This window comes from Paenibacillus hodogayensis, assembly GCF_039536325.1.
In the GTDB taxonomy this organism is placed as follows: Bacteria; Bacillota; Bacilli; order Paenibacillales; family NBRC-103111; genus Paenibacillus_AB; species Paenibacillus_AB hodogayensis.
The window spans coordinates 151,054-176,565 of sequence record NZ_BAAAYO010000008.1; the positions used below are offsets into that span (position 1 = coordinate 151,054).

The following is a 25,512-nucleotide window of genomic DNA, read 5'->3' on the forward strand; positions in this document are numbered from 1 at the left end:
ACCAAAAGAGTCCGATATAATCGGCAAAGCGCAATCTGGGGCAAATTCCCAACTACTAAACCCGAAAACTCAGGCCGTATGCCCCTTCGCTTCCGCTTTGCGCGCCGACTGGATAAACAGACACGACAGGAAAGCGGCAAACGACATCCAGAAGCCGTATACGAGCAGATGGTGAATGCCTGTCATCGTATCCGCCGCTCGCGTCAGAAAAGCCCCCATCAGCGTCGTGCCCACGGCCGTGCCGATATTCCGCGAGAAATATTGCATCGACGTGGAAACGCCTTTCCGATGCGGTTCGACCAGTTCCTGAGCGCCGATTGTCGTCACCGTGAAGATGAGGCCGTACGCCAGCCCCTGGACAACCATCATACCGAACACGTAGGCAAAGCTGCTGCCCGCATGAAGCAGCGCAGCGGCCACACCACATACAATAAGCAGCGCATTGCCGCACAGCAGCAATCTCCGGTAGCCGTACCGGATCACCCATTTTCCCGCCGGGACGGAGACGAGCATCCATCCGACCGCCTGGCCGAGCAAAGGAAGGCCGCTGACGAACAGCCCGTGGCCGCGCACGTCCTGCATATATAACGGGATGTAGCTGGACGTCCCGAACAACGAGGCGCAGGCGAGGAACGTATTGCCGATCATCCAGGCTACGTTGCGTTGGCGGAACAAAGAAAGCGGAATAAGCGGCGACTGGTGCTTCCGCTCGTAGAAGATGAACGCCGTCAGCAGCACGATGCCGCCCGCCGCATACAGGACGAAGCGGCTCTCCACGACCGTAAGCATCAGCAGCAAACTGATGCTAGACGTGAACAGGACGGCCCCCCATACGTCGACCTTGGCGCGCTTAGGTTCGTACGTCTCCTTGTAAGGAATAAGCAAAATAATGGCAAGCAGGCAGACCGGAACGTTGACGTAAAAAATCCAGCGCCAGCTGGCATATTCCACAAACAGCGAACCGAGCATCGGAGCGACGACCGCCGAAATTCCCCACATGCTGGAGAACAGCGCCTGAATTTTCCCGCGCTTCTCGACCGAGAACAAATCCCCGGCGATAATGGCCGGGAACGGATTCATAATGCCCGCTCCGATGCCCTGCACCGCGCGGAACAATACGAGCATCAGCATCGTCTGGGCGCTGCCGCACAATAGCGATCCGATCAGGAACACGATCATGCCGACCGCAAACACCTGCTTGCGCCCGAACATATCGGACAGCCGGCCGGCGATTGGCGTCATGACCGTCGACGTAATCATATAAGCGACGAAGCTCCAGGCGTAAAGCTCGAAGCCGCCGAGTTCCTTGACGATATGGGGTACTGTCGTATTCGTAATCGTAGAGTCGAGTGAAGAAATAAGGATGGCCAGCACGATGCTCGTCATGACGAGCCATTTGCTTTTGGAATTTCGTTCCATCGCGCGGTTCATGTAGGCTTTGCCTCTGCTCCGTTCTCCCGGCGTCCGAGCAGCCGATTGATCAGTTCCCAGCCCTCCGCGCACGCCGGTTCCCGGTACACCGGTTCGAAGCCATAGTTCAAATACATGCCGACTGCTTTGTAGCTCGTCGTCTGCGTCGTCAAGTACGCCTCGTCATGGTAACGGGCCATGACTTCCAGCGCAGCGGACAGCAGCGGTTTCGCCAGCTTGTTTCCTTGATGCTCGGGAACGACCGCCACCCAGTGTATGCGTCCGAGCGCCGCCCCGTCCAATTCGCCGTACCAGGCGGTCGTCGTACCGATCGGCGTGCCCTGTCCGTCGCAGACGAACAGGCATCGCTTCTCCATGTCGGCCGTATGCGGGCCGAACTCTTCTTCGAATCTCCGCAAAGCCGCTTCCGGCGTTGCAAATTCTCCGACCGCATGTTCGATGCGCGCCCAATGCGCTTCGTCACCGGCGCGATAGGCGCGAATCGAATAAGGTGCCGGCAAGGAAGCATGCGGAATGCGGTGCAGATGGGGCCGGCGCATCGTCAAATCGACATAAGGAATGTTTGCCTCAAGAGTCATATTGGGTTCCTCCGCTATATTTTTATGGTTCATAGATCATTTTGCGGGTCATTCCGCCGTCGATAACCAGGTGAGAGCCTGTCAGGAAATCGTTGCGCGCGTCGGCCAAATACAGGCAGGCGCGGGCGATATCATCCGGCTTGCCGACGCGTCCCGCAGGATGCTGAGCATGATCTGCCTCTCTCAGCGCTTCGTACGGACCGTTCTCGATCCAGCCCGGACTGATGCAGTTGACCCGGATGCGGTCCGGTCCAAGCGAGACGGCCAAAGCATGCGTCAAAGCGACCAGCCCTCCCTTGGAGGCGGCGTACGCTTCCGAGTTCGGCTCAGACATGATCGAGCGGGTAGATGCAATATTGACGATAGCGCCTCCGTTCGGGTTGCTTCGCATCCGCTTGGCCGCTTCCCGCGCGCACAGAAACGCCCCGCGCAAATTCGTAAACAGCACGTCGTCCCACTCGTCGGCGGACAGCTCGTAGACCGTCTTCCAGCGCGAGACGCCGGCGTTGTTGATCAGCACGTCGACGGTACCGAACGCCGCCTCTGCTTTTTCCATCAGAGCGACGATATCGGCTTCGCGGCGTACATCCGTCCGGATAAATAAAGCCTTCCCGCCCGCTTGACGCAGCGCCTCGGCTTGACGTTCCCCCGCCTCCCCGTCCATGTCTGCGACGATTACGCAAGCTTCTTCGGCGGCAAAGCCTTGAGATACCGCTTTCCCGATGCCGTTGCCGGCCCCGGTCACGACCACGACCCGATTTGCCGTTTTCATTAGGCAATCCCAACCTTTCTGCCCGTACGGACACGCTTGTCTGGTATACTATAGAAGCTGAAGAAGAGCTTGCCTTACTTTTACCTTGTTAAGGAGTTGGTCTGCATGAGAGTTTCCTTCGAAGAGATGTACGAACGGTTCCGTTCCGTTCTGGAGCGGGAGGGCTTCGCGCCGGAAAGAGCCCGGGAATGCGCCCGGTTGTTCGCCGAGACGAGCCGGGACGGCGTCTATTCCCACGGCTTGAACCGCTTCCCGGTATTTATCGACTTTATCCGCAAAGGGTATGTACACGTCAACGCCGAGCCCGTCGTCGTCGAACGTCTTGGCGTTCTCGAGCGATGGGACGGGCAGTCCGGCCCGGGCAACCTGAACGCTCAGTTCTCCATGAACCGCGCCATCGAGCTGGCCAAAGAGCACGGCATCGGCTGCGTGGCGATTCGCCGCACGAACCATTGGATGCGCGCGGGCAGCTACGGCTGGCAGGCGGCGGAGGCAGGCTGCATCGGCATATGCTGGACGAACACGATCCCGAACATGCCACCATGGGGCGCCAAAGAGAATAAACTCGGCAACAATCCGATCGTGTTCGCCGTTCCCCGCGAAGAAGGACCGATCGTCCTAGATATCGCCATGTCGCAGTTTTCATACGGCAAAATGGGCATTCATGCCCAAAGCGGCGAGCCGCTGCCGGTCGACGGCGGCTTTGACGGAGAGGGCAACGCAACCCGCGACGCCGCTGCCGTCCTGGCGACGAGAAGGGCGATGCCGATCGGCTTCTGGAAAGGCTCCGGCTTATCGTTTATGCTCGATTTGATCGTCACGATGCTATCCGGAGGCAATGCTTCCATGGATATGGGCAAAATCGGCACAGAGCGGGATTTGTCGCAAGTATTCATCGCCATCGATGCGAGCCGTCTGCCGGACGGCGAAGAGACGAACGGGAAAATTCGCGAAATGATCGCCGACCTCCACGCTTCCGCTCCGGACGAGAAGGGCGGGCGGGCCCGCTATCCCGGCGAGGAGACGGTGCGCGTTCGCGAGCGCAACTTGCGCGAGGGCATTCCGGTCGACGAAACGCTGTGGAAGCGGGTTCTTGAGCTGGACGCCTGAAACGCCAGCGGCCCTATTGGTACCGTCGACGCTTTCGGTAAACAGTTTGCCGGAAGCGCGACGGCAACCCGGCAAGGACATGTCCGGGCAAGCCCTACCCGTCCAATGCTACATCCCACCGGCCGAGGCGGCCGATCGCCTTCATCATCTCACGGTGAATCGGAATGACAAAGCGCATCGAGCTGTGCTGAAACAAGCCGCTCCGGTTGTGAACCGTTACCGCCTTGACATAGACGCTGTAATAGGGCGTTCCGTCTCCGGCTTGCACGAACTCGTGACTCGTGCCGCTACGGTTGATGAGCCGGACCTGCGAGAAGCTTTCCGTCTCGAACGGAGTAATGCTCACGATATCCTGCAGGTTCATGTAATAGTTCACGTGCGGCTTATGCAGCACCACTTCCTTGGTAGACACGGTGATGCCGAAATTCATTTTTTTGTGCGATAGCTTCAGGTCGCCTTCCAGCGGCTTCAGTTTGATGAAATCGGGATTCACGCCATCGACCTCCTCTGCCGTTTCGTTAGCGGGATGCGCGAGGCCGGAACCCTGCTATATCCGTGAATGGACGAGCTCGGAACGCCTCAAAGAAAGGAGAGCGTCGATTCGGGCACAGCGTTCAAGGTTCGACCTAGCGCAAGCTGATAGGGTTCATGGTTTCCAATTACCAAGAAAGCAGTATGGCGGACCGGTCGTCCGGATTCATCCGCCTTTCACGTTCGGCCGTCTCCACTCGTTCTACATAACGCTCGAAGCCTTCCTTCAGGACAAGCTCCATCGTCTGCTCAAGCGGCAGACCAGGATGGAACATGCCGTCGGACACCAGCAGCAGATGGGAAAGCCCCGCCAGCGGCACAACACCGGATTGGATATGATCGCCGGCCTCTTCCGTCCCGTTGGCGACCCCGTAGCCTTCTGCCGTATTGGCCATTTGCGACCGGTTATAGACGAGCACCTTGTACAGCTCGGCGAATGCGGCTTCATCCTCAATAGGCTTGCCCGCCTGCCGGTCGCGCTCCCGCTTGAGCTTCGCTCTGGCGCTTACGCCGGTCACCCGGTTGTTCGTCAGGACGGCAAAGCGGCCGTCCGTATAACGCGCCACGGCCATACAGTCGCCAAGCTGCGCATACCGGACGTTATCCTCGCTTACGACAGCAACGGCCAGGCAGGATGCCCACAGCTCGTGCTTAGCCGCTACGTCGATGCCGCCGGCGACCATCGCCTGCCGCAGCTCCCGGTTCGCTTCCTTGACCGCTTCGACCAGATCGCCGCTCCCATCCAGACGTGCAAAATACGCTCTAAGCAAATTAGAGGCCAAGTTCGCTCCGTTGTGTCCCTCGGCATCCCGGTAGTCGCTGATCGGGGTAACACCATCCATCACTCCGTACAAACGGCCGGCATCGTTCAAGACGATGGCGTCCTCGCCCTCTTTTTTTTGCGGACTCGGCTTCGAATAATGTTGAATGTGCAACTGGACCGTGCTCCTCTCCCGATGACGTAAATTAAACTTCTTTATCGAAAAAAACGTGTTCGGCCTCGAACGTGCCACTCCCGGTCGTGACGATGCCGAACGAATAGCGGGGCTGCCGCCTTTTATCGGTCGGCGAGCCCGGATTGAACAGCAGCAAGCCGCCGTCCTTTTCCGAAAACGGAATATGCGAATGCCCGAACACGACCACATCGCAAGCCTGTTCGCGAAAGGCAAGCCTGGCCCGTTCCGGAGTGGACCGGCCTGGACCCTCGTGGCCGTGCACGACTCCGAAACGAACCCCGTCGAATTCGACCGTTGTCTTTTTCCCGAAACGGCGCACCAGTTCTTCCCCGTCTCCGTTGCCGGCTACCCCGTATACGGGTGCGATGGCCGACAGCTCCTCGTAGACGTCCAGCGTCACCCAATCGCCGGCATGAATGATGGCGTCGACGCCTTGCAGGCCGTCGAGCAGCGGAACCGGCAGCCTGCGGCCGCCGGACAAGTGCGTATCGGATACGATTCCGATTCTCATCGTATGTTCCCCTCCGTTTCGCTTGCGCTTAGCAGCGGCTTGGCGACCTTTTAATTGGAGCGTGCGGCCGCCTCATCGTGCGTCATTCCGGGCACATATACGTTCAAACCGCGAAAAATATCGGTCATCTCTTCCACGCTCATGCGTACGAGACCGCTTGACGAAGGAGCGACGAATTCGATTACGCCGGGCACGAGCGAATGCGGCTGAGCGCCCCAAGCGGCGGTTTTGCCGCCGACGTACTGTTCATACACCCCTTTGCCGACAAAGCAGGCGACCTTCGGCTTGTATTCGCCGATCGTACGCATAAGCCGCAAGCGGCCGGCTTTGTACTCTTCCTTCGTAATTTCCGCAGCGGTCCTCGTCGGTCTTGCTACGATATTCGTAAAGCCGTAGCCGAGCTTGAGCAGTTCTCCGTCCTCTTCCGGCTTGTACCGCCTTGGCGTCAAACCGGCCTCATGAATAATTTTCCAGAAGCGGTTGTGCGGATTCGCATAATGATGCCCGGTTTCACCGGAACGGACGCTCGGGTTGTAGCCGATGAACAAGATGTTAAGGCCAACATCGAGATGATCGGGAATCGGTTCCATGGCGCCTGTCCTCCTGATCTGGACGAAGCCGTCCGTTGAATGTCATTCCATTATAGCACAATGGTCCTTTCAAAAGGCACTCTTCGCTACGAGGAGAATAGCCTTGTTTTCAATAAATACAAACATACGTTCGCTTGACGATCGAGCCATAATCCCGTAATATGTGGGCTACTGAAAAAAGTTTTCTAGGGTTCCGCGATTGCCGGCAATCGGTCTGGTCCGAGAGAAAACGCGCAGAGGGATACCGCTGCGGACACGGAGGGATAAAAGCCCGGGAGGATGTCATTTCGATGATATCAGCCCAGGGCTTTTTCTGTGCGCTTTTTCCGCCTGCCGGGCTTGCCCGCTCTCATTCGCGGCAGGCGGCAAGGTTGAATGCGGGACGCTCTTTATGCACAAAACATAGAAGAAAGAGGTGTTGACGATGAATCGCAACTGGATGCTGGTATTCACTGCCGGTTTGTTCGAAATCGCTTGGGTCAGCGGCTTGAAGCATGCTGATACGATCCTCGCCTGGATCGGCACTATTGCGGCTATCCTGATCAGTATGGACTTATTGATCCGCGCATCGAAGCGGCTGCCGGTCGGAACTACCTATGCCGTATTTACGGGCATCGGCACAGCAGGCACCGTTCTGCTGGAAATGCTCGTATTCGGAGAGCCGTTCCGGCTGGCCAAGCTGCTGCTCATTTTGCTGCTCTTGGCCGGGGTTGTCGGTCTGAAGACGATAACGAAGGAACACGACGTCAAGGAGGTGGGCAACTGATGGACTGGCTCGCACTCGTTCTCGCCGGATGTTTCGAAATTGTCGGCGTTTCCGGCATCAACTTGATCAATAAATCCAAGAGCAGCATGAGAGGCTATATTACGCTCGCCGTCGGCTTCATCCTCAGCTTGTCGTGCCTCTCTTACGCAATGAGTACGATCTCGATGGGTACCGCCTATGCCATATGGACCGGCATCGGCACCGTCGGCAGCACGCTGCTCGGTATGTTCGTCTATGGGGAATCGAAAGAATGGCGGCGCATTTTGTTCATCGCCATGGTGCTTTGCGCCGCTGTGGGCTTGAAGCTGATCGCCTAAACGCGGATCAAAAAGTCCGGCACAGATAGCTCTGCCGGACGCACGCGTTGGGGACTGAACGGAATCGGAAAAAGCCCGGTTAATATCGGAATACGATATGTGCCGGGCTTTGGTCAGACTGCCGATCTGCCGCCGCTCTATCCATTGTTCACCGGTACCTCATGGTGCGCCTGTAGCAGCTGTCGGCCTGAAGCGAAAATATCGCACAAATGCGCATGTGGCAAAGGGTCTGCTCGCTTAGGCGTACAGCTGGGAAGCGGCAATTTTGCGTATCTTCAGTCTCGCCAAGCATATGCCGTCCTCCGCTTCGCCGGCACAATACGCCAGCAGCACAGCGCGACCGGTAAAATGGATGGCGACGTAGCAGCAGCCGTTGCGATCCTCTTCGCGTTCCACTGCGAAATGCCGGCCCCACGTCCTCCCGTCGTCCTTGCTGATCGCCCCGATAAGCGGCGTACGGCCCCAGCTGTGCTTGTCGACCGGACGTGTATTGTACGTCGGAATCGGGTTCCACACCGCAAGCAAATCGCCGCTGTCCGGATCCCGCTTCATCGATAACGGGGAGCATGGCGACGTGAATTGCGACGGAACCGGATTGCTCCACGATTCGCCTCCGTCGTGGGAAAACATCTCGTATTGGCGGCCCAGATCGGTACGCGCCCATCCCCACAGCGTTCCGTTCGCAAGCTCGATAAGGCCGGGCTCCTGTAAACCGCTTCCCGTATTGGGCATCCCGATCGCGCAAAAGTTCCTTGCCTCTCGCCAAGTACGGCCGTCGTCGTCGGATAAAAAGAAATAAGCGATCGATCTGCCGTCGAACGAGCCCCATTCCGTTTCGCTGCTCGTCTTCATCCGGTGGAAGCCGCACGGTACGACGAGTCTGCCCGTCGACAGACGGACGACCCGGTCGTTATTCGTTACGTAATACCCTTTGCCCGGCACGCAGCAAACCGGCTCGCCCCATGTCGAGCCTTCGTCGGACGATCTGCGCACGTGCAGACGCGTGTCGTGCCAGCCGTAACGCAGCACGTAAAACAGGCCGATATCGCCATTACCGAGCCGCAGCAGCGACACGCTCATGATATTGAGGGCATCGTGCTCCTCGGGCGTGGCGATAATCTCTTCGCCGGTCCACGTGTCGCCGCCGTCGGCCGAATAGCGGGCCGCTATGTACGCCTTCGCGTCGTCATTGGCCGATTTCCCGGTAAAACGGCTGTACACGAACAGCAGCCTTCCGTCGTTCAGATCGATGAATGCGCCTTCGCTGTTGCGCGGATTGCCTTCAAGCGGACGCAAGTCCAGCACAACATTCCCCTTTTGTTCCAAGCTTACCACTCCTCTGGTATCATGATCTTTCAATGAACCGGTTCAAACGCCTTTGACGAACGAAACCAATTCAATCATCTAGGTATCGCTCCATTAGATGTGTTGTAAGCGATTACCAAAATCACATGTGTAATGGTTTGACCATATTCATGTTGCTCTATTCAGATTAGCCGATCGGCGATAAAATTTCAACCTTAATTTTCCAGCGAAAATTCCAAAAAAACGAAACCGGCTGACGTCGGTTGAATACGACGCCAGCCAGCAAGAACGACTGTTTATTCCATTTTCAACGAAGAAGGCTTGGCCCTACTCGTGCTTGCTCGGTCGGTACAGCTTAAAGCTATCATCGCCGGACCAGATATCGATAGTGCTTCCCAATGACGGTAGATGCGGCATTACGGAAGCACGAGCTTCCCTGCATTGAACTGGGCAATCTGTTCGTCGGTCAAGTCGGCGATTTTGTTCTTACCCTTCACCCCGGTCACCTTGATGCCATACTGCTTGTCGATCGCCTGCTGCAGCTTCTGCAGCTCTTTCTCCGGCAACTCGGACAGCAGCCGCCCAACGCCCGCCTTGGCCATCATGATGCCGATCACCTCGGCGGCCAATGCCGTATTCGGCTGAATGCGCGCGCTGCCGTAAGCGACAGCCGAAGAGCCTACGTTTTTGCCGGCGACGAATACGTTGGAATAGCCTTTCGGAATGAATGAACGCAGCGGCATGCCGTACTTGTCGGGTATCCCTTTCCGCTCGCCCCACGTATGCTCGATCGTTCCTTGCAGGTCTATCGGATATCCGGCTATGCTTACGTTATCCGCGAACATTTTGCCGCTCATCAGATCCGAGCCTTGCAGCACGTATTCGGTCTCGTACCGGTCGTAATCGCGTATATACAAATAGTTCGGAAACCCGTTCAGCTCGGCGTTCTCCCAGCCTGGCAGCTCCCCGCGAAGATGCGCCAAAACCCGCTCGGTCTCCCGCTTGCCGTTCTCCATCGCCTTGCGCACGCTCTCCGGATTCGCCGGATCGATATTGTACAGCAGCAGAGCGTTGATCAGCGCTTCGCCGTCAAGCTGATTGATAATATTCAGCCCGCGCAGAAACACTTCGGGGCTGCTCGGCTGGAACCGGCTCCCGACTTTGCCGAAGCCCCATGTGAACGTATCGGTCACGGTCGTCGTCTCGCCGAACTTCTCCTCGCGCTCCTTCTTGCTGAGCTTGCCGATCTCCTTGCGGAACTTGTCCCAATCGACATTGCGGAACTTCATCATCAGCGAGGACGCCATATGGTCCTTCGGCTTCGAGCCGGGGAATACCGTCTCTATGCCGGGAATGCGCTGCAGTCCAAGCTTGCTCGTCAAAGCCGCGAAGTCGGTATTGTCCACCCAGTAGCGGGCCGTGACCGTCTTCGTCTGGCCGTCCTTCGTCCGGTAGGAAATGGAGCCGATCTTCCGCTTGCCTGTAGCGCTGTCTTGCTCGATAGCTATGTCGGTGAGGACAACGCCCGAATCGATCGGAATGTCGGCAGCGAGCCTATTGTAATAGTCGCGGAACTCCCCGCTTTTGCGGATCGATCCTTGCTTGTAAATGTCGAACAGCTCCTTGACCCGGCCTTGCAGCAGCGACTTGCCGCCTTCGGCGGACGGCTCGTCCAAAAACTGCATTTCTCCTTGAATGAGCTGACCGCCCGGCTGCTCGCGCGGGTCGAGCACGACGACGTTCAATCCTTCGTCCTTGGCCGCTTTCGCCAGGTACATCCCTTCGATCTCCGAGCCGATTACGACAACATCGGGCTTGTCCGGATCGCCATAGGCCACTTTCGGGGCCGGTGTCTGCTTCGCATCCTTGCAGCCGGTCAGCACCCCGGTCAATAGGAGCAGCAATGCCGCTCCGCTAATGATCTTTTTCATAGTTCCCCCTCTAATCATAATATTTCCTTATATTAGACGAAACAAAAGCGGATTCGTTTCATCCCGCAAAGAAAGCAAGTCAAAAAGAAAAGCCCCGATGCTTGATCGGGACTTGATTTAATCGGCGGGCTCCTTGTTGTAGCCCCGTTCCCCAAACGGCTGCAGTTCCTCCAACCGACGCCGTTCCAGCCGCTTCAACTGCTCGCGCTTTTCCTTCAAAGTCGGCGGTGTGTCAGTCTCAGGCTGCCAGACGTCCAGCACCTCGAATGCAAAAGCTTCCTCGCCGTGCTCCGTCCAATCGCTTTGCAGAACACGATTGTCGTAAACGCCGGTTTGCAAGCCGAAGCGAATCCGATTCATGGTACCGCGCATATTGGACGACGATTCCACAAACATTTTGCCGTTCCGCCTGTTGACTAGCATGAAGACACCGGCCTGCTGCACGTCGGCCGCTCCCCCCGCTTTGCCGCGCCCCGGCCCCATCGGCATATTGCCCGGCTCCTGCTCCTTCAACCAATATTCGCTGCCGTCGTCCCGGCGCTCCATAAAGCCGAAATCGATCAAATACCGGCGCAGCGTCACATAATCGGGATAAGCCGCTTGGAGAATTTCGTTCAATTGTTTCTCCGAGTACGTTCTGCCCCGCTCGAACCGCTCGATCAGATGGGCCAGTATGACGATCTTGCGTTTATCCTTGCGCGGAAACTCCGTCAGCCGGCCCGACGGGCCTTCCGGAAAATATTTGCTTATAATGTCGCTGCGGTCTTTATCGGTGATGGCATATTGCTCGTCCAGATGGGACCCGGCGCGCGGCGTTCGCGACAGCGGCTTTGGCCTGACGGTCTTCCGGTCGTTCAGCAGCTCCATCATGACGAGAAACAGCTTGGCCTGCTTCTCCTTCTCCCGCAGCATAAAGCGGTGATTGCGAATCGTCGAGGCGCTGCCGCCATTGAGCTCGGTCACGATATCGCGATCGCTTACGCCGGCGTAGAACAGCCGGAGCAGCTGCTTTTGCAAATCGGATAGGCCGGTCAGCTTCTTGTCGAGCTGCAGCAAATAGTCGAACATCGAGCCGTGCGCTTCAGCCACGTGATGGGCGGCCGCCTTGCCGGCCTCGTACAGCTTCTGTTCCACCGGATAGACGACACCCTTCTCGAACTGTTCCCCGCAGACGAGACAATGGTAATGATCTGTCTCTTCCTCGTAAACGTACCCCTGCTTGATCTCCTCTATGGTTGCATCCCAGAGCTTGTCCTGCACATCAGACATAAACGACACCTCTTATTGTCTACTTATTAACAAACATATTATCACTCCGACTTGATTCAGTCAATTTGGGCATCTGCCGCTCCGCAAACACACATTGCCGGTCCGCGCATACACTGAAGCACAGCCCGCTTTATGAAACCCCTTACTTATGTGGAGGTGTACCTATATGGACGTCTCGCTTTTATCGCTGCACTGGGTGTATCTCGCCTTCGTCATGCTCATCATCGGCTTTATGGTGATGAGGCGCGATACGACGGTCGTATGCGTAGTCGGCATCATCGCTCTCGGCCTGCTGGCCACCCATTCGATCAGCCAATCGGTCGGCGGAGTCTTCTCCGGATTCATCTATGCGATCAAAGAGCTGGTCGGCACGATCCTGGTCATTTCCCTGATCGTGGCGCTGAGCAAGCTGCTGATCCGCACCGGTATTAATGAAGTGATGATTTCCCCGGTTACTCGGCTGATCCGCACCCCTGCGCTCGCCTTCTGGGTTATCGGGATCGTCATGATGATCATCTCGTGGTTTTTCTGGCCGTCGCCGGCCGTCGCTCTCGTCGGGGCGGTGCTGCTGCCCGTTGCGATCCGTGTCGGCTTGCCCGCGCTTGGCGTGGCGGTCTCGATGAACCTGTTCGGCCACGGGATTGCTTTGTCCGGGGACTTCGTCATTCAGGGAGCCCCGAAGCTGACGGCGGACGCCGCAGGTATTCCGGTATCCGACGTTATCAGTGCCAGCGTACCGCTCGTTCTCGTGATGGGCGCGGTCACGACCGTTATCGCTTACTGGTATATGCGCAAAGATATGAAGAACGGGACATTAACGGCCTCAACCGGACTGGCCGCAGCCGCGCCGGGAGCGGACGTCCCGCCGGAGTCGTCCGCCGACAGCCCGCTCTCGCCTGCGGTAAGGCTTGGCGCCGCCATCGTCATCCCGATCCTGTTCGCGTTGGACATCGTAGCCATGTTCCAGCTTCATCTGCAGGGCGGCGACGCGACAGCGCTGATCGGCGGAACCGCCCTGCTGATCATGATCGTCTTGTCGATACTGACTCATCGCAGCGCGGGTCTGGAGAAGACGACATCCTATTTGATCGAAGGCTTTCTGTTCGGCTTCAAAGTGTTCGGCCCGGTTATCCCAATCGCCGCCTTCTTCTATTTGGGCGACTCCGCGTTCACGGATATTTTCGGCAAGGTGCTGCCCGAAGGCTCGCACGGCATCGTCAACGATCTCGGTCTGGCGCTGGCGCAAACGGTGCCGATCAATACCGCCATCAGTTCGGTAACGCTGACCGCGGTGGGCGCCATTACGGGGCTGGACGGCTCCGGCTTCTCCGGCATCTCGCTGGCCGGCTCGATCGCGCACCTGTTCGCGGCGGCGATCGGTTCCGGCATCGCCACGCTGACAGCGCTTGGCCAGATCGCCGCGATTTGGGTCGGGGGCGGCACGCTCGTACCGTGGGCGCTCATCCCGGCCGCGGCCATTTGCGGCGTCGACCCGTTCGAGCTGGCGCGCCGCAACTTAAAGCCGGTCGTGATCGGCTTGGCGGTGACGACCGTCGTCGCTATGTTTCTGATTTAATTCAAACTCGGAACCGAGCGTGTGTATCCGGAATGGTTCCGAAGCTGTGCAACAGTTCGGCGCTTTCGCCCGATACCGATTAAGGTCTGAGTTGTACTTTCGCGGAGCTTGTATCCGCGCTTTGCCCCGAGAGGCTCCGGGTGGTGCACCCGCTTCTCGGGGCTTTTCATTATGCGAAATGAAGGGTAATGATAATAAACCGGGCTTTGACATGCACCTGTAGGCATGTATTTACGTCACAATGTACTACAATCAGCCTGACAAGCATACGAGTAGGTAGCGGAGCTTAAGCGGACGGGCAATCCGGCACGGGCACGCTCCGAACGAAAGAGACGGTTTGCCGTCTCTGCCAAGGAGGGGTTCGCATGTGGTGGGATTCGCTTATTATCTTTGTCGTTACATTCGGACTGTTTACGTTGTCGGCCATCCTCTGGCCGACGGACCGGCAATGGTACGCCAGTCTGAACAAGCCTTCGTGGACGCCGCCGGCGAAATGGTTCGGCATCGTCTGGACGGTGCTGTACGCGCTGATCGCCGCAGCGGTGACGATCGTATACGACCGGACGGATTCGTTTCAGGACGTATCGGCACATTGGCTGATCGCACTCGCGGTCAATTACGCCTTCAACCAAGCTTTCAACTATGTGGAGTTTAAAGCGAAAAACTTGTTCGCCGGGTTCGTTGATACCTTGCTCGTGGCCGTCACTGCCTGCTGGCTGCTGATCGAGACCGCCGCCTATTCCCGGCTTGCCGCTTGGCTGCTCGTCCCTTATTTGCTCTGGGCCAGCTTCGCCACGCTGTTGGCTTGGATGATTTTTCTCTTGAACCGGGACGAAGCGGAGGCCTACTAAAGGTAGAACTGCCGTCCCGGGAAGGGGCCGGGTACTGTACCATACAGCTAGGCCGGCATCGACGATCGCCCTTGCGGCAGCGCCATCGTCGATGCCAAACAGGAAAGCGTCGAGTCGGGTACATGCTGGTCGGCAAGCGGCGCTCTGGAACGCCAAACAGCCCTGCTCAGCTTGTCGCTTCCTGCAGGGCTGTTCGTTTTGTCGGCCAGGCCATTCCGCTCAGTCTGCATCCGTACGGGCCAGTCGTTCGCTCCCGATCTTGTCCAGCAGCGCCGCGCAGCCTGTTTCGACCAAACGGTACACCTCTTCGAAATTGCCGGTATAATATGGATCGGGCACGTTGTCCTGAGACTCGTCCGGCAGCAGATCGAGCAGCCGGAACAGCTTGCTCTCCCACCCCGCCCCTTCTTCCTCCGTCTTGCCCGGCAAGCCGGACTCTTCGGCCAACACGCGCAGGTTGTGCATGTTGCTCTCGTCCATCGCCACGATGTAATCGAACCGACGAAAATCGTCCCCGGTCACCTGACGCGCTTTCATGCCATCCCACGCGATGCGCTTGCTGTCCAACAGCTTGCGCGTTCCTTCATGGGGCGGGTGCCCGATATGCCAATCTCCGGTTCCCGCTGAATCGACGCTGATCTGTCCTTCCCATCCCCGTTCCTTCACTTGCTTACGCAACACGGCCTCGGCCATCGGCGAGCGGCAAATGTTGCCCAAGCAGACGAACAGTACGCGAATCATCCGTATTCCCCCTCTATTGTCGTCCCCTTAGCGTTCGCTTACAAGACGAGCAAGCGCCGGGGCCTAATTCCGATCGCGGCAGGCGTTTCCCCGCCATATTCTCCGTCTGCATGAATGGTCATCGGCATCGTCGCGCGTACCGAAATGCGGCTGCCCGCCAGCATCCTGACCGTGGGAAGCTTCACATGCGTTCCCCGGAATACGCGCGGAAAAAAGCGCAGGAAATCCAGCCGGCCGATGTTTTCCACCAGGCATAAGTGCAAGATGCCGTCGTCCTGACGCGCATCCGGACATATGATCATGCCGCCCCCGTAATAAGGCATATTGGCTACGGCCAGCAGCCATACGTTCCGCCCCGTTACAAGCGTGCCGTCAATCTCCAGCTCGACGTCGCAGGGCCGGTAAGAAACGAGCAGACGCAGCACGGTCACGGCATAAGACAAGTTTCCGATGCCCAGACGGTTCAGCCAGCGCTTGTACCACGACCGATTCGTCCACTTAGCGACATCGCCGTCAAACCCGATCCCGGCGGATATGACGAACAGCTCTCCGTTGATTTCGCCGACATCGATCGCTTCGCTGCGCAAAGCCAGCACCCGCTCCAATGCCGCTTCCCACCGGGACGGGATGCCCAAGCTGCGGGCAAAATCATTGCCCGAGCCGGCCGGCACCAACCCGAGCGGCACCGCCGTTCCGGCTAATCCGTTCGCCGCCTCGTGCACCGTTCCGTCGCCTCCCACGGCCACGACCGCAACCATATCGCGATGCTCCGCCCATTGCGCCGCCAGTTCGCGCGCATGGCCCTGCCGTTCGGTGAAGCGGCAGCCGTAATTCACTCCTCTGGCCTTAAGCGCCTGCTCCACCTGCTGCCAAATGCGCCCGCCTCTCCCGTTTCCCGATAACCGGTTCACGACGAACCCGATCATCCGAAGCCCCCCTTTTTTGCGGCAAAAAAAAGTACAACGCTTTACGCGGTTCCCGCCGTAAAACATTGTACGCTGGTGCTTCATCCGAATCTAAGCGAACGGCACGCGCATCCGGTCCGCGAACGGCGGAACAAAGCGGATTCGACGATTCCGGCGGCTGCCGCCGAAAGCCGGCATTGTCGGGGAGCAGCTCCCCCCGGCTTACCAGCTTCCGGAAACGATCAGTCGCTGCAGTTGCTCTCTTCTTCCTCTGCCGCCTGCTCTACCTGGATTTTCTCCGACACGGTGTCGCGAATGACGCCGACGACCAGCTGCAGCAAATAATTGATATCTTCCTGCGACTGCTTGAACTGGGAGACGATCGGGTAATGATCCAGCTTGTCTTGCAGCTCAGTCAGCTCTCCATTGATTTTATCGACCATCTTCTTGTTCTGGAACGTTTCGAATGCGACGACTTCCTTTTGCCGCTTTTTGATCAGCTTGATCAGATCCTGAATTTCTTCGTTGGCCTGCACTTGCTTTTCCGCTTTTTGATAGAAGGATACCTCGTCGGAGGTCGAAATAAGCGAGGCGAGTTCTTTCGCCTTCTCCATAATATCTGCGCGCACGATCAGTTCCGTGGCCGTAAATTTCTCCATATCGCGATGCATATCGCAATCGTGACCATGCTCGTGGTCATGGGCATGCGCCCCATGCTGAATTGCCATTGCCGATTCACTCCTACAGGTAGCTCATATTGGGATCATGCTGCAATCTTATACGACTCGGGCCGGCTGCGCCTGAACAAGCTCGCCCTTCAGCAGCCAAGTCTGCGGTTCGGTAACTTTCACATGCACGAAACGGCCGGACAGCTCCTTCGAGCCGTAAAAATGAACAAGCTTGTTCGTCCGCGTACGACCGGACAATACGTCCGGATTCGTCTTGCTCTCGCCTTCCACCAGCACTTCCACAATCTCGCCGCGCAGCAGCTCGTTGCGTTCCCGGGCGATAACCGTCATCAGATCGTTCAGCCGCTTCAGCCGCTCTTTCTTGACGTCTTCCGGCACGTTATCTTCCATGCCCGCCGCCGGAGTGCCGTCGCGCGGGGAATAAATGAAGGTGAAGGCCGAATCGTACCGGACTTCCCTCACAAGGGACAGAGTCTCCTCGAATTGCTCGTCCGTTTCGCCCGGAAAGCCGACAATAATGTCCGTAGTCAACATCACGTCGGGAATGGCCTGCTTGATTTTGGCGACAAGCTGCAAATAATGCTCGCGCGAATATTTACGGCTCATCCGCTTCAGCACCTCGGTGCTGCCGGACTGGACCGGCAAATGGATATGCTCGACCAGATTGCCCTTCTTCGCCAGCACTTCGATCAGCCGGTCGTCAAAATCCCGCGGATGGGACGTCGTAAACCGGATGCGCGGAATGTCGATCTTGCGGACATCGTCCATCAAATCGCCGAACGTATAGGTTAGATCGGTAAAATCTTTACCGTACGCGTTGACGTTTTGCCCGAGCAGCGTAATTTCTTGAAACCCTTTGCGGGCAAGGTCGCGAATTTCCGCCAACACATCCTCCGGACGCCGGCTCCGCTCCTTGCCGCGCGTATACGGCACGATGCAGTACGTACAAAACTTGTCGCAGCCGTACATAATATTGACCCAGGCTTTCATGCCCTCGCGCTTCTTCGGCAAGTTCTCGATAATGTCGCCTTCCTTGGACCATACCTCGACGACCATTTCCTTGCCGTAATAAGCTTCCTTCAGCAGTGCCGGCAGCCGGTGAATGTTATGCGTCCCGAAGATGATGTCCACGAACGCATGCTTCTGCATAATCCGGTTGACGACCGATTCCTCCTGCGACATGCATCCGCATACGCCGAGAATGAGACCCGGACGCTCCTGCTTGAGCGTCTTCAGGTGGCCCAACTCGCCGAACACCTTGTCCTCAGCATTTTCCCGGATCGCGCACGTATTCAGCAAAATAATATCGGCGTCCAGCTTATCCTCCGTCGGCTCGTACCCCATGTCCTCCAGCATGCCCTTCATAACCTCGGTGTCATGCTCGTTCATCTGGCAGCCGTACGTCCGGATCAAATACCGCTTGCCCACGCCGATCGTCTTCATATCGTCGGCAATGCCCGCTTCGTAATGGACGGATACGTCTTCCTTGCCGCGCTTTTTTGCCTCCTTCAGCGAAGGAGGCTGGAAATATATCGAATAGTCCTTGTCGGACTTCGGTATGGTTTTATCCAATAGGTGGGTCTCCTTGCTCACCGCCACACTTCCTTTCCGCTTTCGGTCATTTTATCATTATACCATCGAACGTGCCCTTCTGACAAAATGTTTGCTGTCCGAAGCGTCAATTCAGCAGGCAACGATGAACCTTTTTCGAATCTATTCGTCAGTCCGTCAAAATAACCGCCGTATCGCCGGTTGAAACGCCCGCCGCGTTGGCTTCATCGGTGTCGATATGCATATCGAGGGCAAACTGGTCGGATACTCGGGCAATGACCCGTTCGAACACGACAGCACGCTCGCCCTCCACCTTCACCCGCAGCAGCTGCTTGTCCTCGATCCCCCACTCGGCGGCTTCCTTCGTATGAAAATGGATGTGACGCGCCGCCACGATGACGCCGCGCTCCAGTTCGACCTGACCGGCCGGCCCCCGCACCGTAATGCCCGGCGTTCCTTCGATATGACCGGATTCCCGCACCGGCGGACGAACGCCCAGCGCGAAGGCGTCCGTCCTCGATATTTCGAGCTGCGAAGCGGCACGGGCCGGACCGAGAATACGCACCTTCTCGAACGAGCCTTTCGGGCCGATGACCGTGACGGTCTCTTCCGCCGCAAACTGTCCGGGCTGGGACAGCGGCTTCAAGGAAGTTAAGGTATAGTTGTTGCCGAACAAGACGGCAATATGCTCGCTAGTCAAGTGAATATGGCGGGCCGATACGCCAACCGGAACTTTATGTACGCTCATGCTGATTCGCTCCTTCCGTATATGACCCCATTATACCTGATTGGGCGAGCAAAGAAAAAAGACGTGTGAGTTTGACCGCACACGCCTTTGATCGATAAGCGGAAACCGCCTATTATTTGAATTCCGCGACCAGCTTCTCGAAGTCGGCCTCGGATATTTGCAGATTTTGCTTGGCAAGCGCTTCTTCCTTGAAGCCCGGAACGAGCTGCTCGTAGCTTTGCTTTTCTTTGTTTTGGTAGATGATGCCGGTCAGCATCCCGTTCGTTTCCATGATCTTCGTCATCGCCATCACCCGGTCGTTCGGGTTGTAGTCCGGGAACTCGTCGAGATCGACGATGTTTTCCTTGAACCATTCGTACGTATTCGTTTTGTTGAACGTTACGCATGGGCTAAAAATATTGATGAACGAAAATCCTTTATGCTTCATACCTTCTTCAATGACCATCGTCAGCTGCTTCAGGTTGCTCGAGAACGATTGAGCTACGAACGTAGCTCCGGCGGCCAGCGCCATTTCAAGCGGAGCCAGCTCGGACTCGATCGACCCTTGCGGGGTATACTTGGCATTGATGAACCCTTTCGCGCTGCGCGGGGAGTTTTGCCCTTTGGTCAGCCCGTAAATCTGGTTGTCCATGACGATGTAGGACAAATCGATGTTGCGGCGGATCGCATGCATCGTATGCCCGAGCCCGATGGCGAAGCCGTCGCCGTCGCCGCCGGAAGCGACGACCGTCAGTTCGCGGTTGGCCATCTTCAAGCCTTGTGCGATCGGCAGCGAACGTCCGTGAATGCCGTGGAAACCATAGCAGTTAATATAGCCGGAAATACGTCCGGAGCAGCCGATGCCGGACACGATCGCGAGGTTTTCCGGTTCCAGCCCCACGTTCGCAGCCGCTCTTTGGATAGCCGCTTGTACCGCAAAGTCCCCGCAGCCCGGACACCAGTTCGGCTTTACATTATTTCTGAAATCTTTTAATGTAGCCATCTTATTTCAGCCCCTTGCAGTGAGAGTAAACTTCGGAAGGCAGGAACGGCGTACCGTCGTACTTCAGCATGCTCGTAATCTTGTCATGCCCGACATGAAGCTTGATCTGATCGGTCAATTGTCCGGTGGCGTTGTTCTCGACAACGACGACCTTCTTCGCCTTGGCGATCTGACCGGCTACTTCTTCTGCAGGAAACGGATGAATCAGACGAACGGTAACGTGATTGGTCTTCAGACCGCCCTGCTCCAGACGTCCTCTCGCCTCGTCGATCGTTCCGCCCGTGGAGCCCATGCCGATGATCAGCAGGTCGGCTTCCTCGTGCCGCGAGTCCGCGACGATCGCATTCGGCAGCTTCAGGTTTTTCAGCTTCGCCAGACGCTTATCCATCATCTTCTGACGGTTGATCGGGCTTTCCGACGGACGGCCGGTTTCATCGTGCTCGACGCCGGTTACGTGGTGAAGTCCGCCCAGTTCGCCCGGCAATACGCGCGGGGAAACGCCGTTCTCGGTAAACTCGTAGCGCTTGAACAGCTTGCCGTCCTCGAGCTTCTCCGTTCCGGTTACGAGATTGCCGCGATCGATTACGATCTTCTCGTAGTCCAGCAGCTCAGAGGACTGCTTGCCCAACGACAGCTGAAGGTCGGTCATCAGAATAACCGGGCATTGGTATTGGTCGGCCAAGTTAAACGCCTGAATCGTGTCGTAGAAGCAATCTTCGACGGTGCTCGGAGCGATGACGATCTTCGGAATCTCGCCGTGCGTGCCGTATATGAGCGCGTTCAGGTCGGATTGCTCCTGCTTCGTCGGCAAACCGGTGCTCGGGCCGCCGCGCTGAGTATCGACGATAACGACAGGCGTTTCCGTCATACCGGCGAGACCGATCGCTTCCATCATGAGCGACAAGCCGGGACCCGCGGATGCGGTGAGGGCGCGTACGCCGCCGTAGTTGGCTCCGATCGCCATCGTGACGGCAGCGATTTCGTCCTCCGTCTGGATAACGGTGCCGCCGAACTTCGGCAAGCGCTTGATCAAATATTCCATAATCTCGGAAGCCGGCGTAATCGGGTAGGCGGGCATAAACCGACAGCCTGCGGCTACTGCGCCAAGACCGATCGCATCGTTGCCGATAATGAACAGCTTTTGTTTTCCGTCCGCTTCGGCGAGCTTGAACTCCTCCAAAGGTCCGCCGGCCAGTTCGATGACGAAGTCTGCAGCGCGCCTGACGGCTTCGACGTTCTTCTCGACCACGGCGGCGCCTTTGCGGCCAAACTCTTCTTCGACGGCTTTGTTGAATACTTCGAGCGGCAGCCCGAGCAGTGCCCAGGATGCGCCGGATGCAGCCATATTTTTAAACAGCGCCGTTCCCAGCTCTTCGGCGATCGCCGTAATCGGCACAGGGAACAAGCGTGCGTCGGTTCCTTCCGGCAACTTCGGATTGAACTTCGCGTCCGCGACGACAACGCCGCCCGGGCGAAGCTCATGCGCGTTCAAATCGATGGTTTCCTGATCGAAAGCGACCAGGATGTCCAGATCGTCGGATATCGCTCTCTTCGGCTTTGTGCTGATACGGATTTTGTTATTCGTATGTCCTCCCTTGATCCGGGAAGAAAAGTGTCTATAGCCGTACAGATAATAGCCAAGACGATTCAGGGCCGTAGAGAAAATGCGGTCCGTACTTTCGACCCCTTCCCCTTGCTGCCCTCCGACTTTCCATGACAATTGCTCGATCACAATGTCCACTCCTTTGAACTGTGTCCTAACGTCTTGCAGCGTTGCCGATTTTAAACGTGCATCTTCACATTTTGCGTTACGTTTTCATTCTTTAAAGCGTTAAAGAGAACAGTCTCTTGACTGCATCAAAAATAACGCAGCCCTGGATACTTTGAGCCGACGTCTAGCATTTGCCTTAAACGATAGGCCGTATCCATAGAACGCTTACGTTAACATTTCCTTATCATTCGTTAAGATTTTATGCTTTCACACATGAAAAAGCAAGCGAATTCATGGATTTTAAACATAGTTTTTTTAGATCGAACCAATCTCGATAATAGATTGATCTGCCGCACAGCATTCTCATTTCGGCAGTCATGTCACAAAACGTTCGTTTTTATCCATAGGGTTGTCCGCTCCGCTACCGTCCATTATTCCCAACTTGCCTATGAATGTAACAAGTGATCGTCTATTTGAATGCGTTTTCATTTAATTGATTACAAAAAAAAGAGCTTGCGCAACAAAATAGCCCCACGGTTGTGGAGCTTTGGCTTTCGAAACGAATGCGAAGGAGAGACCGCCTCGCTCCGTGGAACGAATGCCCATGAGGAGAGACGGGGCCGATAGGGCTGTCATGGAATCCGTCCGTCGGTTACCGAGGTTCTACAATCAATTTGATCGCGGTCCGGTCTTCCCCGTCTATGACGATGTCGGTGAAAGCCGGAATGCAGATCAAATCGACGCCGCTGGGTGCTACGAATCCTCTTGCGATCGCTACTGCTTTGATAGCCTGATTCAGTGCACCTGCGCCGATGGCTTGCAGCTCGGCCGCCCCGCGTTCGCGCAAAACGCCGGCCAATGCACCAGCTACGGAGTTTGGATTGGACTTTGCTGAAACTTTTAATACTTCCATGGCAAGACCTCCTCGGGAATGTTGGATGAATTCCACTATTACACTATTCGTGCACGTCTGGAATAATTCCTTCTTCCCCGGAGCCTTGACCAAGATTAATTTCGCAAATTTCAGTCAATTCCAACAATTTCCGGCGCGACCTGTCGTCACAAGGGAACATACATTCCCACTAATTGCAATTTGTGCTTATTCGAATATCATTTCCGTCTCGAACCGGCGGATCAGCTCGATCTTCTTCGCCAAACCGGTGTCGTTGTCCAGCGTGACGACGACGGCGTGAAACTGCCATTTGCCTTCGTCCGCCGTGAAGCGGACCGGGAGCTGGGTCTTGAACTTTTGCAGCACCGCTTCCCGCTCCATGCCCAGCACGCCGTCCCGCGGTCCGGTCATGCCTACGTCGGTCAAATACGCGGTCCCTTTCGGCAATATGCGCTCGTCATTCGTCTGCACATGGGTATGCGTGCCTACGACGGCGGACACCTTGCCGTCCAGATGCCAGCCCATGGCAATTTTCTCCGAGGTCGCCTCGGCGTGGAAATCGACGAAAATGTATTTATGCTTTTTCTTCAGCTTGTCCAGTATCCCGTCCACCGTTTGAAACGGGCAATCGATCGGCGGCAGAAACGTCCGCCCCATCACATTGACGAGCGCAAGTTCCTTGCCGGAGGCGTTGCGCAGTACGGTGAAGCCTTTGCCTGGCGTGCCCGGTGGATAGTTGGCCGGCCGGATCATGCGCTCGTCGTCGTCGATAAAATTGAAAATATCTTTGTTGTCCCACGTATGGTTGCCGAGCGTAATGCCGTGCACGCCCTGTTCATACAGCTCTTTGGCGATGGCTGCGGTAATGCCCCGGCCTCCCGCCGCGTTCTCGCCGTTCACCAGAATAAACGTCGGATCGAACTTCTTCTTCAGGTCGGGCAGCAGCGTCTTGACGGCCTTGCGTCCGACGCCCCCGAATATATCGCCTATGAACAAAATACGAATGAAACTCTCCTCCTCAGAGCTTTGCTTTAGCAAAGCTTGCATCGTAAGCATAAGCTTAGCTTTGCTTATGTCCGGCTCCCGAAAAGAGCCGCATCAAATAAAGGAGAAGTGGCCGGATGGCCACTTCTCGCTTCATACGGTATGTTGCATCTGACTCCAAAGCAGGCAACGCCTACTTGGCATACTCGACAGCGCGGGTTTCCCGAATGACGGTCACTTTGATATGACCCGGGTAGTCCAACTCGCTCTCGATCTTCTTCGTAATATCGCGGGCCAACCGGAATGCCTCGGTATCGTCGATCTTCTCCGGCTGTACCATGACGCGCACCTCTCGCCCTGCTTGAATCGCGTACGATTTTTCGACTCCATCGAACGACTCCGTAATCTCTTCGAGCTTCTCGAGCCGCTTGATGTAAGTCTCCAGCGTTTCGCGACGCGCTCCCGGACGGGCTGCGGACAAAGCATCCGCGGCTCCGACGAGCATGGCGATAACGGAAGTCGCTTCGCAGTCGCCGTGATGGGAGGCGATACTGTTGACGACAACCGGGTGCTCCTTGTATTTCTTGCCGATTTCGACGCCAATCTCGACATGAGAGCCTTCCACTTCATGGTCGAGCGCTTTGCCGATATCGTGAAGCAAGCCGGCCCGCTTGGCCAGCGTAATGTCTTCGCCCAGCTCCCCGGCCATCAGACCGGTCAAATAAGCGACCTCCATCGAATGCTTCAACACGTTCTGACCGTAGCTGGTACGGAATTTCAACCGGCCCAAAATCTTGATAAGATCCGGATGCAATCCGTGTACGCCCGTCTCGAACGTCGCTTGCTCGCCATATTCGCGAATACGCTCGTCCACTTCCTTGCGCGACTTCTCGACCATTTCCTCGATGCGCGCCGGGTGGATGCGGCCGTCGGCCACCAGCTTCTCCAGCGATGTCCGGGCAATTTCCCTACGAATCGGATCGAAGCCGGACAAGATGACCGCTTCCGGCGTATCGTCGATGATAAGATCGATACCGGTCAAAGTTTCAAGCGCACGAATATTGCGTCCTTCGCGACCGATAATCCGACCCTTCATTTCCTCGTTCGGCAAAGCAACGACCGAAACAGTCGTCTCCGCAACGTGGTCCGCCGCGCAACGTTGGATCGCCAGCGTAATGACTTCGCGGGCGCGTTTCTCGGCTTCTTCCTTCGCTTGACCTTCGATATCCTTGATCAATTGCGCCGTCTCGTAACGCACTTCCTGTTCGACGGAGGACAAAATAATATGCTTCGCCTCTTCCATCGTCATACCGGAAATACGCTCCAGCTCGGCCACCTGACTTTTGTACAACTGATCGATCTGCGCTTGCGTTTCGTCGATCCGTTTCTCTTTGTTGGCGATCTGCTCTTCTTTACGCTCCAGAGATTCTAGCTTTTTATCCAGCGTTTCCTCTTTTTGCAACAATCGTCTTTCTTGCCGTTGAGTTTCATTCCGACGTTCACGAATGTCTTTTTCAGCTTCGGCGCGAAGTTTGTGAATCTCATCCTTCGCTTCCAGCACCGCTTCTTTCTTCTGCGCTTCCGCCTCTTTCTTCGCCGCCTCGATCAGCTGACGGGCCGCTTCTTCGGCGCTGGAAATCTTCGCCTCGGCGAGGGACTTGCGGATAAAATAACCAATCCCAAAGCATATTGCGCCAACAACGAGTACGATCACGATCCAGGTGACTATCTGCACCACCATCTTGTTCACCTCCTCGTTGAAGCCTCCAAGGGGTTAGCTTGGGATATTCGGTTTTTTATTCCGGTTACCTTCCA

General features: G+C 56.6%; 25 protein-coding genes and 1 riboswitch. Of the genes, 5 read left to right on the forward strand and 20 right to left on the reverse strand.

Annotated features, from left to right (window positions below; genetic code table 11):
* Positions 1-69 precede the first annotated feature (69 nt).
* From ABD796_RS16450 to ABD796_RS16460, 3 genes are read right to left on the reverse strand one after another with little or no spacing between them, the layout of a single operon-like run.
* On the reverse strand, positions 70-1,431 hold the full coding sequence (locus ABD796_RS16450; protein ID WP_344909328.1) for an MDR family MFS transporter: 1,362 nt from the start codon (positions 1,429-1,431) through the stop codon (positions 70-72).
* Positions 1,428-2,009: a GNAT family N-acetyltransferase gene (locus ABD796_RS16455; RefSeq protein WP_344909330.1), complete on the reverse strand. Its 582-nt coding sequence runs from the start codon at positions 2,007-2,009 to the stop codon at positions 1,428-1,430. The genes ABD796_RS16450 and ABD796_RS16455 overlap by 4 nt, the downstream gene beginning before the upstream one ends.
* 22 nt (positions 2,010-2,031) lie before the next feature.
* On the reverse strand, positions 2,032-2,781 hold the full coding sequence (locus ABD796_RS16460; RefSeq protein WP_344909332.1) for an SDR family NAD(P)-dependent oxidoreductase: 750 nt from the start codon (positions 2,779-2,781) through the stop codon (positions 2,032-2,034).
* Between the two features lie 105 nt (positions 2,782-2,886).
* On the opposite strand from ABD796_RS16460, the gene yiaK reads away from it, so the two are divergent.
* On the forward strand, positions 2,887-3,891 hold the full coding sequence (yiaK, locus tag ABD796_RS16465) for a 3-dehydro-L-gulonate 2-dehydrogenase (RefSeq protein WP_344909334.1): 1,005 nt from the start codon (positions 2,887-2,889) through the stop codon (positions 3,889-3,891).
* A 94-nt stretch (positions 3,892-3,985) separates the two neighbouring features.
* On the opposite strand, the gene ABD796_RS16470 is transcribed toward yiaK, so the two are convergent.
* The 4 genes from ABD796_RS16470 to ABD796_RS16485 all read right to left on the reverse strand — a co-directional run bounded on the left by ABD796_RS16470 (position 3,986) and on the right by ABD796_RS16485 (position 6,479).
* Entirely contained in the window at positions 3,986-4,384 is a 399-nt protein-coding gene (locus ABD796_RS16470; RefSeq protein ID WP_344909336.1) for a hypothetical protein, read from the reverse strand.
* 166 nt (positions 4,385-4,550) lie between these two features.
* Entirely contained in the window at positions 4,551-5,357 is an 807-nt protein-coding gene (locus tag ABD796_RS16475; RefSeq protein WP_344909338.1) for a PP2C family serine/threonine-protein phosphatase, read from the reverse strand.
* Between the two features lie 31 nt (positions 5,358-5,388).
* Positions 5,389-5,889 (reverse strand): metallophosphoesterase family protein, encoded by a 501-nt coding sequence (locus tag ABD796_RS16480; RefSeq protein ID WP_344909339.1) that lies wholly within the window; start codon positions 5,887-5,889, stop codon positions 5,389-5,391.
* A gap of 50 nt (positions 5,890-5,939) precedes the next feature.
* Positions 5,940-6,479: a mismatch-specific DNA-glycosylase gene (locus ABD796_RS16485; protein WP_344909341.1), complete on the reverse strand. Its 540-nt coding sequence runs from the start codon at positions 6,477-6,479 to the stop codon at positions 5,940-5,942.
* Positions 6,480-6,653: 174 nt separating this feature from the next.
* Positions 6,654-6,759, forward strand: a riboswitch (guanidine-I (ykkC/yxkD leader).
* A 144-nt stretch (positions 6,760-6,903) separates the two neighbouring features.
* Between ABD796_RS16485 and ABD796_RS16490 the strand changes: the two genes are divergently transcribed.
* Positions 6,904-7,245 carry a DMT family transporter gene (locus ABD796_RS16490; protein ID WP_344909343.1) on the forward strand — a complete coding sequence of 114 codons (342 nt, stop codon included), beginning with the start codon at positions 6,904-6,906 and terminating at the stop codon, positions 7,243-7,245.
* Positions 7,245-7,562 (forward strand): DMT family transporter, encoded by a 318-nt coding sequence (locus tag ABD796_RS16495; protein ID WP_344909345.1) that lies wholly within the window; start codon positions 7,245-7,247, stop codon positions 7,560-7,562. The genes ABD796_RS16490 and ABD796_RS16495 overlap by 1 nt, the downstream gene beginning before the upstream one ends.
* Positions 7,563-7,799: 237 nt before the next feature.
* On the opposite strand, the gene ABD796_RS16500 is transcribed toward ABD796_RS16495, so the two are convergent.
* From ABD796_RS16500 to ABD796_RS16510, 3 genes are all read right to left on the reverse strand, one after another.
* Entirely contained in the window at positions 7,800-8,888 is a 1,089-nt protein-coding gene (locus ABD796_RS16500) for a sialidase family protein (RefSeq protein WP_379119460.1), read from the reverse strand.
* Between the two features lie 395 nt (positions 8,889-9,283).
* Positions 9,284-10,798, reverse strand: coding sequence for an FAD-dependent oxidoreductase (locus ABD796_RS16505; RefSeq protein WP_344909347.1), 1,515 nt, complete (start codon positions 10,796-10,798; stop codon positions 9,284-9,286).
* 117 nt (positions 10,799-10,915) lie between these two features.
* Entirely contained in the window at positions 10,916-12,067 is a 1,152-nt protein-coding gene (locus ABD796_RS16510) for a DUF2087 domain-containing protein (RefSeq protein ID WP_344909349.1), read from the reverse strand.
* A gap of 166 nt (positions 12,068-12,233) precedes the next feature.
* On the opposite strand from ABD796_RS16510, the gene ABD796_RS16515 reads away from it, so the two are divergent.
* Positions 12,234-13,643: a hypothetical protein gene (locus ABD796_RS16515; protein ID WP_344909351.1), complete on the forward strand. Its 1,410-nt coding sequence runs from the start codon at positions 12,234-12,236 to the stop codon at positions 13,641-13,643.
* Positions 13,644-14,008: 365 nt separating this feature from the next.
* Complete coding sequence (locus ABD796_RS16520; protein ID WP_344909353.1) at positions 14,009-14,494, forward strand: TspO/MBR family protein; 486 nt, start codon at positions 14,009-14,011, stop codon at positions 14,492-14,494.
* A 219-nt stretch (positions 14,495-14,713) separates the two neighbouring features.
* Here the strand turns inward: ABD796_RS16520 and ABD796_RS16525 are convergent, their stop codons facing one another.
* From ABD796_RS16525 to rny, 10 genes are all read right to left on the reverse strand, one after another.
* On the reverse strand, positions 14,714-15,235 hold the full coding sequence (locus tag ABD796_RS16525) for a low molecular weight protein-tyrosine-phosphatase (RefSeq protein ID WP_344909355.1): 522 nt from the start codon (positions 15,233-15,235) through the stop codon (positions 14,714-14,716).
* Between the two features lie 38 nt (positions 15,236-15,273).
* Positions 15,274-16,161 carry a diacylglycerol/lipid kinase family protein gene (locus tag ABD796_RS16530; protein ID WP_344909357.1) on the reverse strand — a complete coding sequence of 296 codons (888 nt, stop codon included), beginning with the start codon at positions 16,159-16,161 and terminating at the stop codon, positions 15,274-15,276.
* Positions 16,162-16,382: 221 nt separating this feature from the next.
* On the reverse strand, positions 16,383-16,799 hold the full coding sequence (locus tag ABD796_RS16535) for a YlbF/YmcA family competence regulator (protein ID WP_344910284.1): 417 nt from the start codon (positions 16,797-16,799) through the stop codon (positions 16,383-16,385).
* A 117-nt stretch (positions 16,800-16,916) separates the two neighbouring features.
* Positions 16,917-18,401, reverse strand: a complete 1,485-nt coding sequence (gene miaB / locus ABD796_RS16540; protein WP_344909359.1) for a tRNA (N6-isopentenyl adenosine(37)-C2)-methylthiotransferase MiaB — start codon at positions 18,399-18,401, stop codon at positions 16,917-16,919.
* Between the two features lie 148 nt (positions 18,402-18,549).
* A complete protein-coding gene (pduL, locus tag ABD796_RS16545) occupies positions 18,550-19,128 on the reverse strand; it encodes a phosphate propanoyltransferase (RefSeq protein WP_344909361.1) in 579 nt (192 codons plus the stop codon).
* A gap of 112 nt (positions 19,129-19,240) precedes the next feature.
* Positions 19,241-20,110 carry a 2-oxoacid:ferredoxin oxidoreductase subunit beta gene (locus ABD796_RS16550; protein ID WP_344909363.1) on the reverse strand — a complete coding sequence of 290 codons (870 nt, stop codon included), beginning with the start codon at positions 20,108-20,110 and terminating at the stop codon, positions 19,241-19,243.
* A 1-nt stretch (position 20,111) separates the two neighbouring features.
* The gene (locus ABD796_RS16555; protein ID WP_344909365.1) at positions 20,112-21,842 is read right to left on the reverse strand and encodes a 2-oxoacid:acceptor oxidoreductase subunit alpha; all 1,731 of its coding nucleotides are present in this window, start codon (positions 21,840-21,842) and stop codon (positions 20,112-20,114) included.
* Between the two features lie 631 nt (positions 21,843-22,473).
* Entirely contained in the window at positions 22,474-22,734 is a 261-nt protein-coding gene (locus ABD796_RS16560) for a stage V sporulation protein S (protein WP_006286829.1), read from the reverse strand.
* A gap of 186 nt (positions 22,735-22,920) precedes the next feature.
* Positions 22,921-23,718, reverse strand: a complete 798-nt coding sequence (locus tag ABD796_RS16565) for a TIGR00282 family metallophosphoesterase (protein ID WP_344910286.1) — start codon at positions 23,716-23,718, stop codon at positions 22,921-22,923.
* Between the two features lie 172 nt (positions 23,719-23,890).
* Positions 23,891-25,438 carry a ribonuclease Y gene (rny, locus tag ABD796_RS16570; RefSeq protein ID WP_344909368.1) on the reverse strand — a complete coding sequence of 516 codons (1,548 nt, stop codon included), beginning with the start codon at positions 25,436-25,438 and terminating at the stop codon, positions 23,891-23,893.
* Between the last annotated feature and the right edge of the window lie 74 nt (positions 25,439-25,512).

What these genes read in the sequence shown, in the direction of transcription:
- ABD796_RS16520 (WP_344909353.1), top strand. Translation starts at nt 14,009, where the DNA reads ATGTGGTGGGATTCGCTTATTATCTTTGTCGTTACATTCGGACTGTTT.
- ABD796_RS16450 (WP_344909328.1), bottom strand. Translation starts at nt 1,431, where the DNA reads ATGAACCGCGCGATGGAACGAAATTCCAAAAGCAAATGGCTCGTCATG.
- ABD796_RS16525 (WP_344909355.1), bottom strand. Translation starts at nt 15,235, where the DNA reads ATGATTCGCGTACTGTTCGTCTGCTTGGGCAACATTTGCCGCTCGCCG.
- ABD796_RS16480 (WP_344909339.1), bottom strand. Translation starts at nt 5,889, where the DNA reads ATGAGAATCGGAATCGTATCCGATACGCACTTGTCCGGCGGCCGCAGG.
- ABD796_RS16560 (WP_006286829.1), bottom strand. Translation starts at nt 22,734, where the DNA reads ATGGAAGTATTAAAAGTTTCAGCAAAGTCCAATCCAAACTCCGTAGCT.
- rny (WP_344909368.1), bottom strand. Translation starts at nt 25,438, where the DNA reads ATGGTGGTGCAGATAGTCACCTGGATCGTGATCGTACTCGTTGTTGGC.
- pduL (WP_344909361.1), bottom strand. Translation starts at nt 19,128, where the DNA reads ATGAGCGTACATAAAGTTCCGGTTGGCGTATCGGCCCGCCATATTCAC.
- ABD796_RS16490 (WP_344909343.1), top strand. Translation starts at nt 6,904, where the DNA reads ATGAATCGCAACTGGATGCTGGTATTCACTGCCGGTTTGTTCGAAATC.
- ABD796_RS16515 (WP_344909351.1), top strand. Translation starts at nt 12,234, where the DNA reads ATGGACGTCTCGCTTTTATCGCTGCACTGGGTGTATCTCGCCTTCGTC.
- ABD796_RS16460 (WP_344909332.1), bottom strand. Translation starts at nt 2,781, where the DNA reads ATGAAAACGGCAAATCGGGTCGTGGTCGTGACCGGGGCCGGCAACGGC.
- ABD796_RS16550 (WP_344909363.1), bottom strand. Translation starts at nt 20,110, where the DNA reads ATGGCTACATTAAAAGATTTCAGAAATAATGTAAAGCCGAACTGGTGT.
- ABD796_RS16495 (WP_344909345.1), top strand. Translation starts at nt 7,245, where the DNA reads ATGGACTGGCTCGCACTCGTTCTCGCCGGATGTTTCGAAATTGTCGGC.
- ABD796_RS16455 (WP_344909330.1), bottom strand. Translation starts at nt 2,009, where the DNA reads ATGACTCTTGAGGCAAACATTCCTTATGTCGATTTGACGATGCGCCGG.
- ABD796_RS16530 (WP_344909357.1), bottom strand. Translation starts at nt 16,161, where the DNA reads ATGATCGGGTTCGTCGTGAACCGGTTATCGGGAAACGGGAGAGGCGGG.
- ABD796_RS16510 (WP_344909349.1), bottom strand. Translation starts at nt 12,067, where the DNA reads ATGTCTGATGTGCAGGACAAGCTCTGGGATGCAACCATAGAGGAGATC.
- ABD796_RS16505 (WP_344909347.1), bottom strand. Translation starts at nt 10,798, where the DNA reads ATGAAAAAGATCATTAGCGGAGCGGCATTGCTGCTCCTATTGACCGGG.
- ABD796_RS16485 (WP_344909341.1), bottom strand. Translation starts at nt 6,479, where the DNA reads ATGGAACCGATTCCCGATCATCTCGATGTTGGCCTTAACATCTTGTTC.
- ABD796_RS16535 (WP_344910284.1), bottom strand. Translation starts at nt 16,799, where the DNA reads ATGGAGAAATTTACGGCCACGGAACTGATCGTGCGCGCAGATATTATG.
- yiaK (WP_344909334.1), top strand. Translation starts at nt 2,887, where the DNA reads ATGAGAGTTTCCTTCGAAGAGATGTACGAACGGTTCCGTTCCGTTCTG.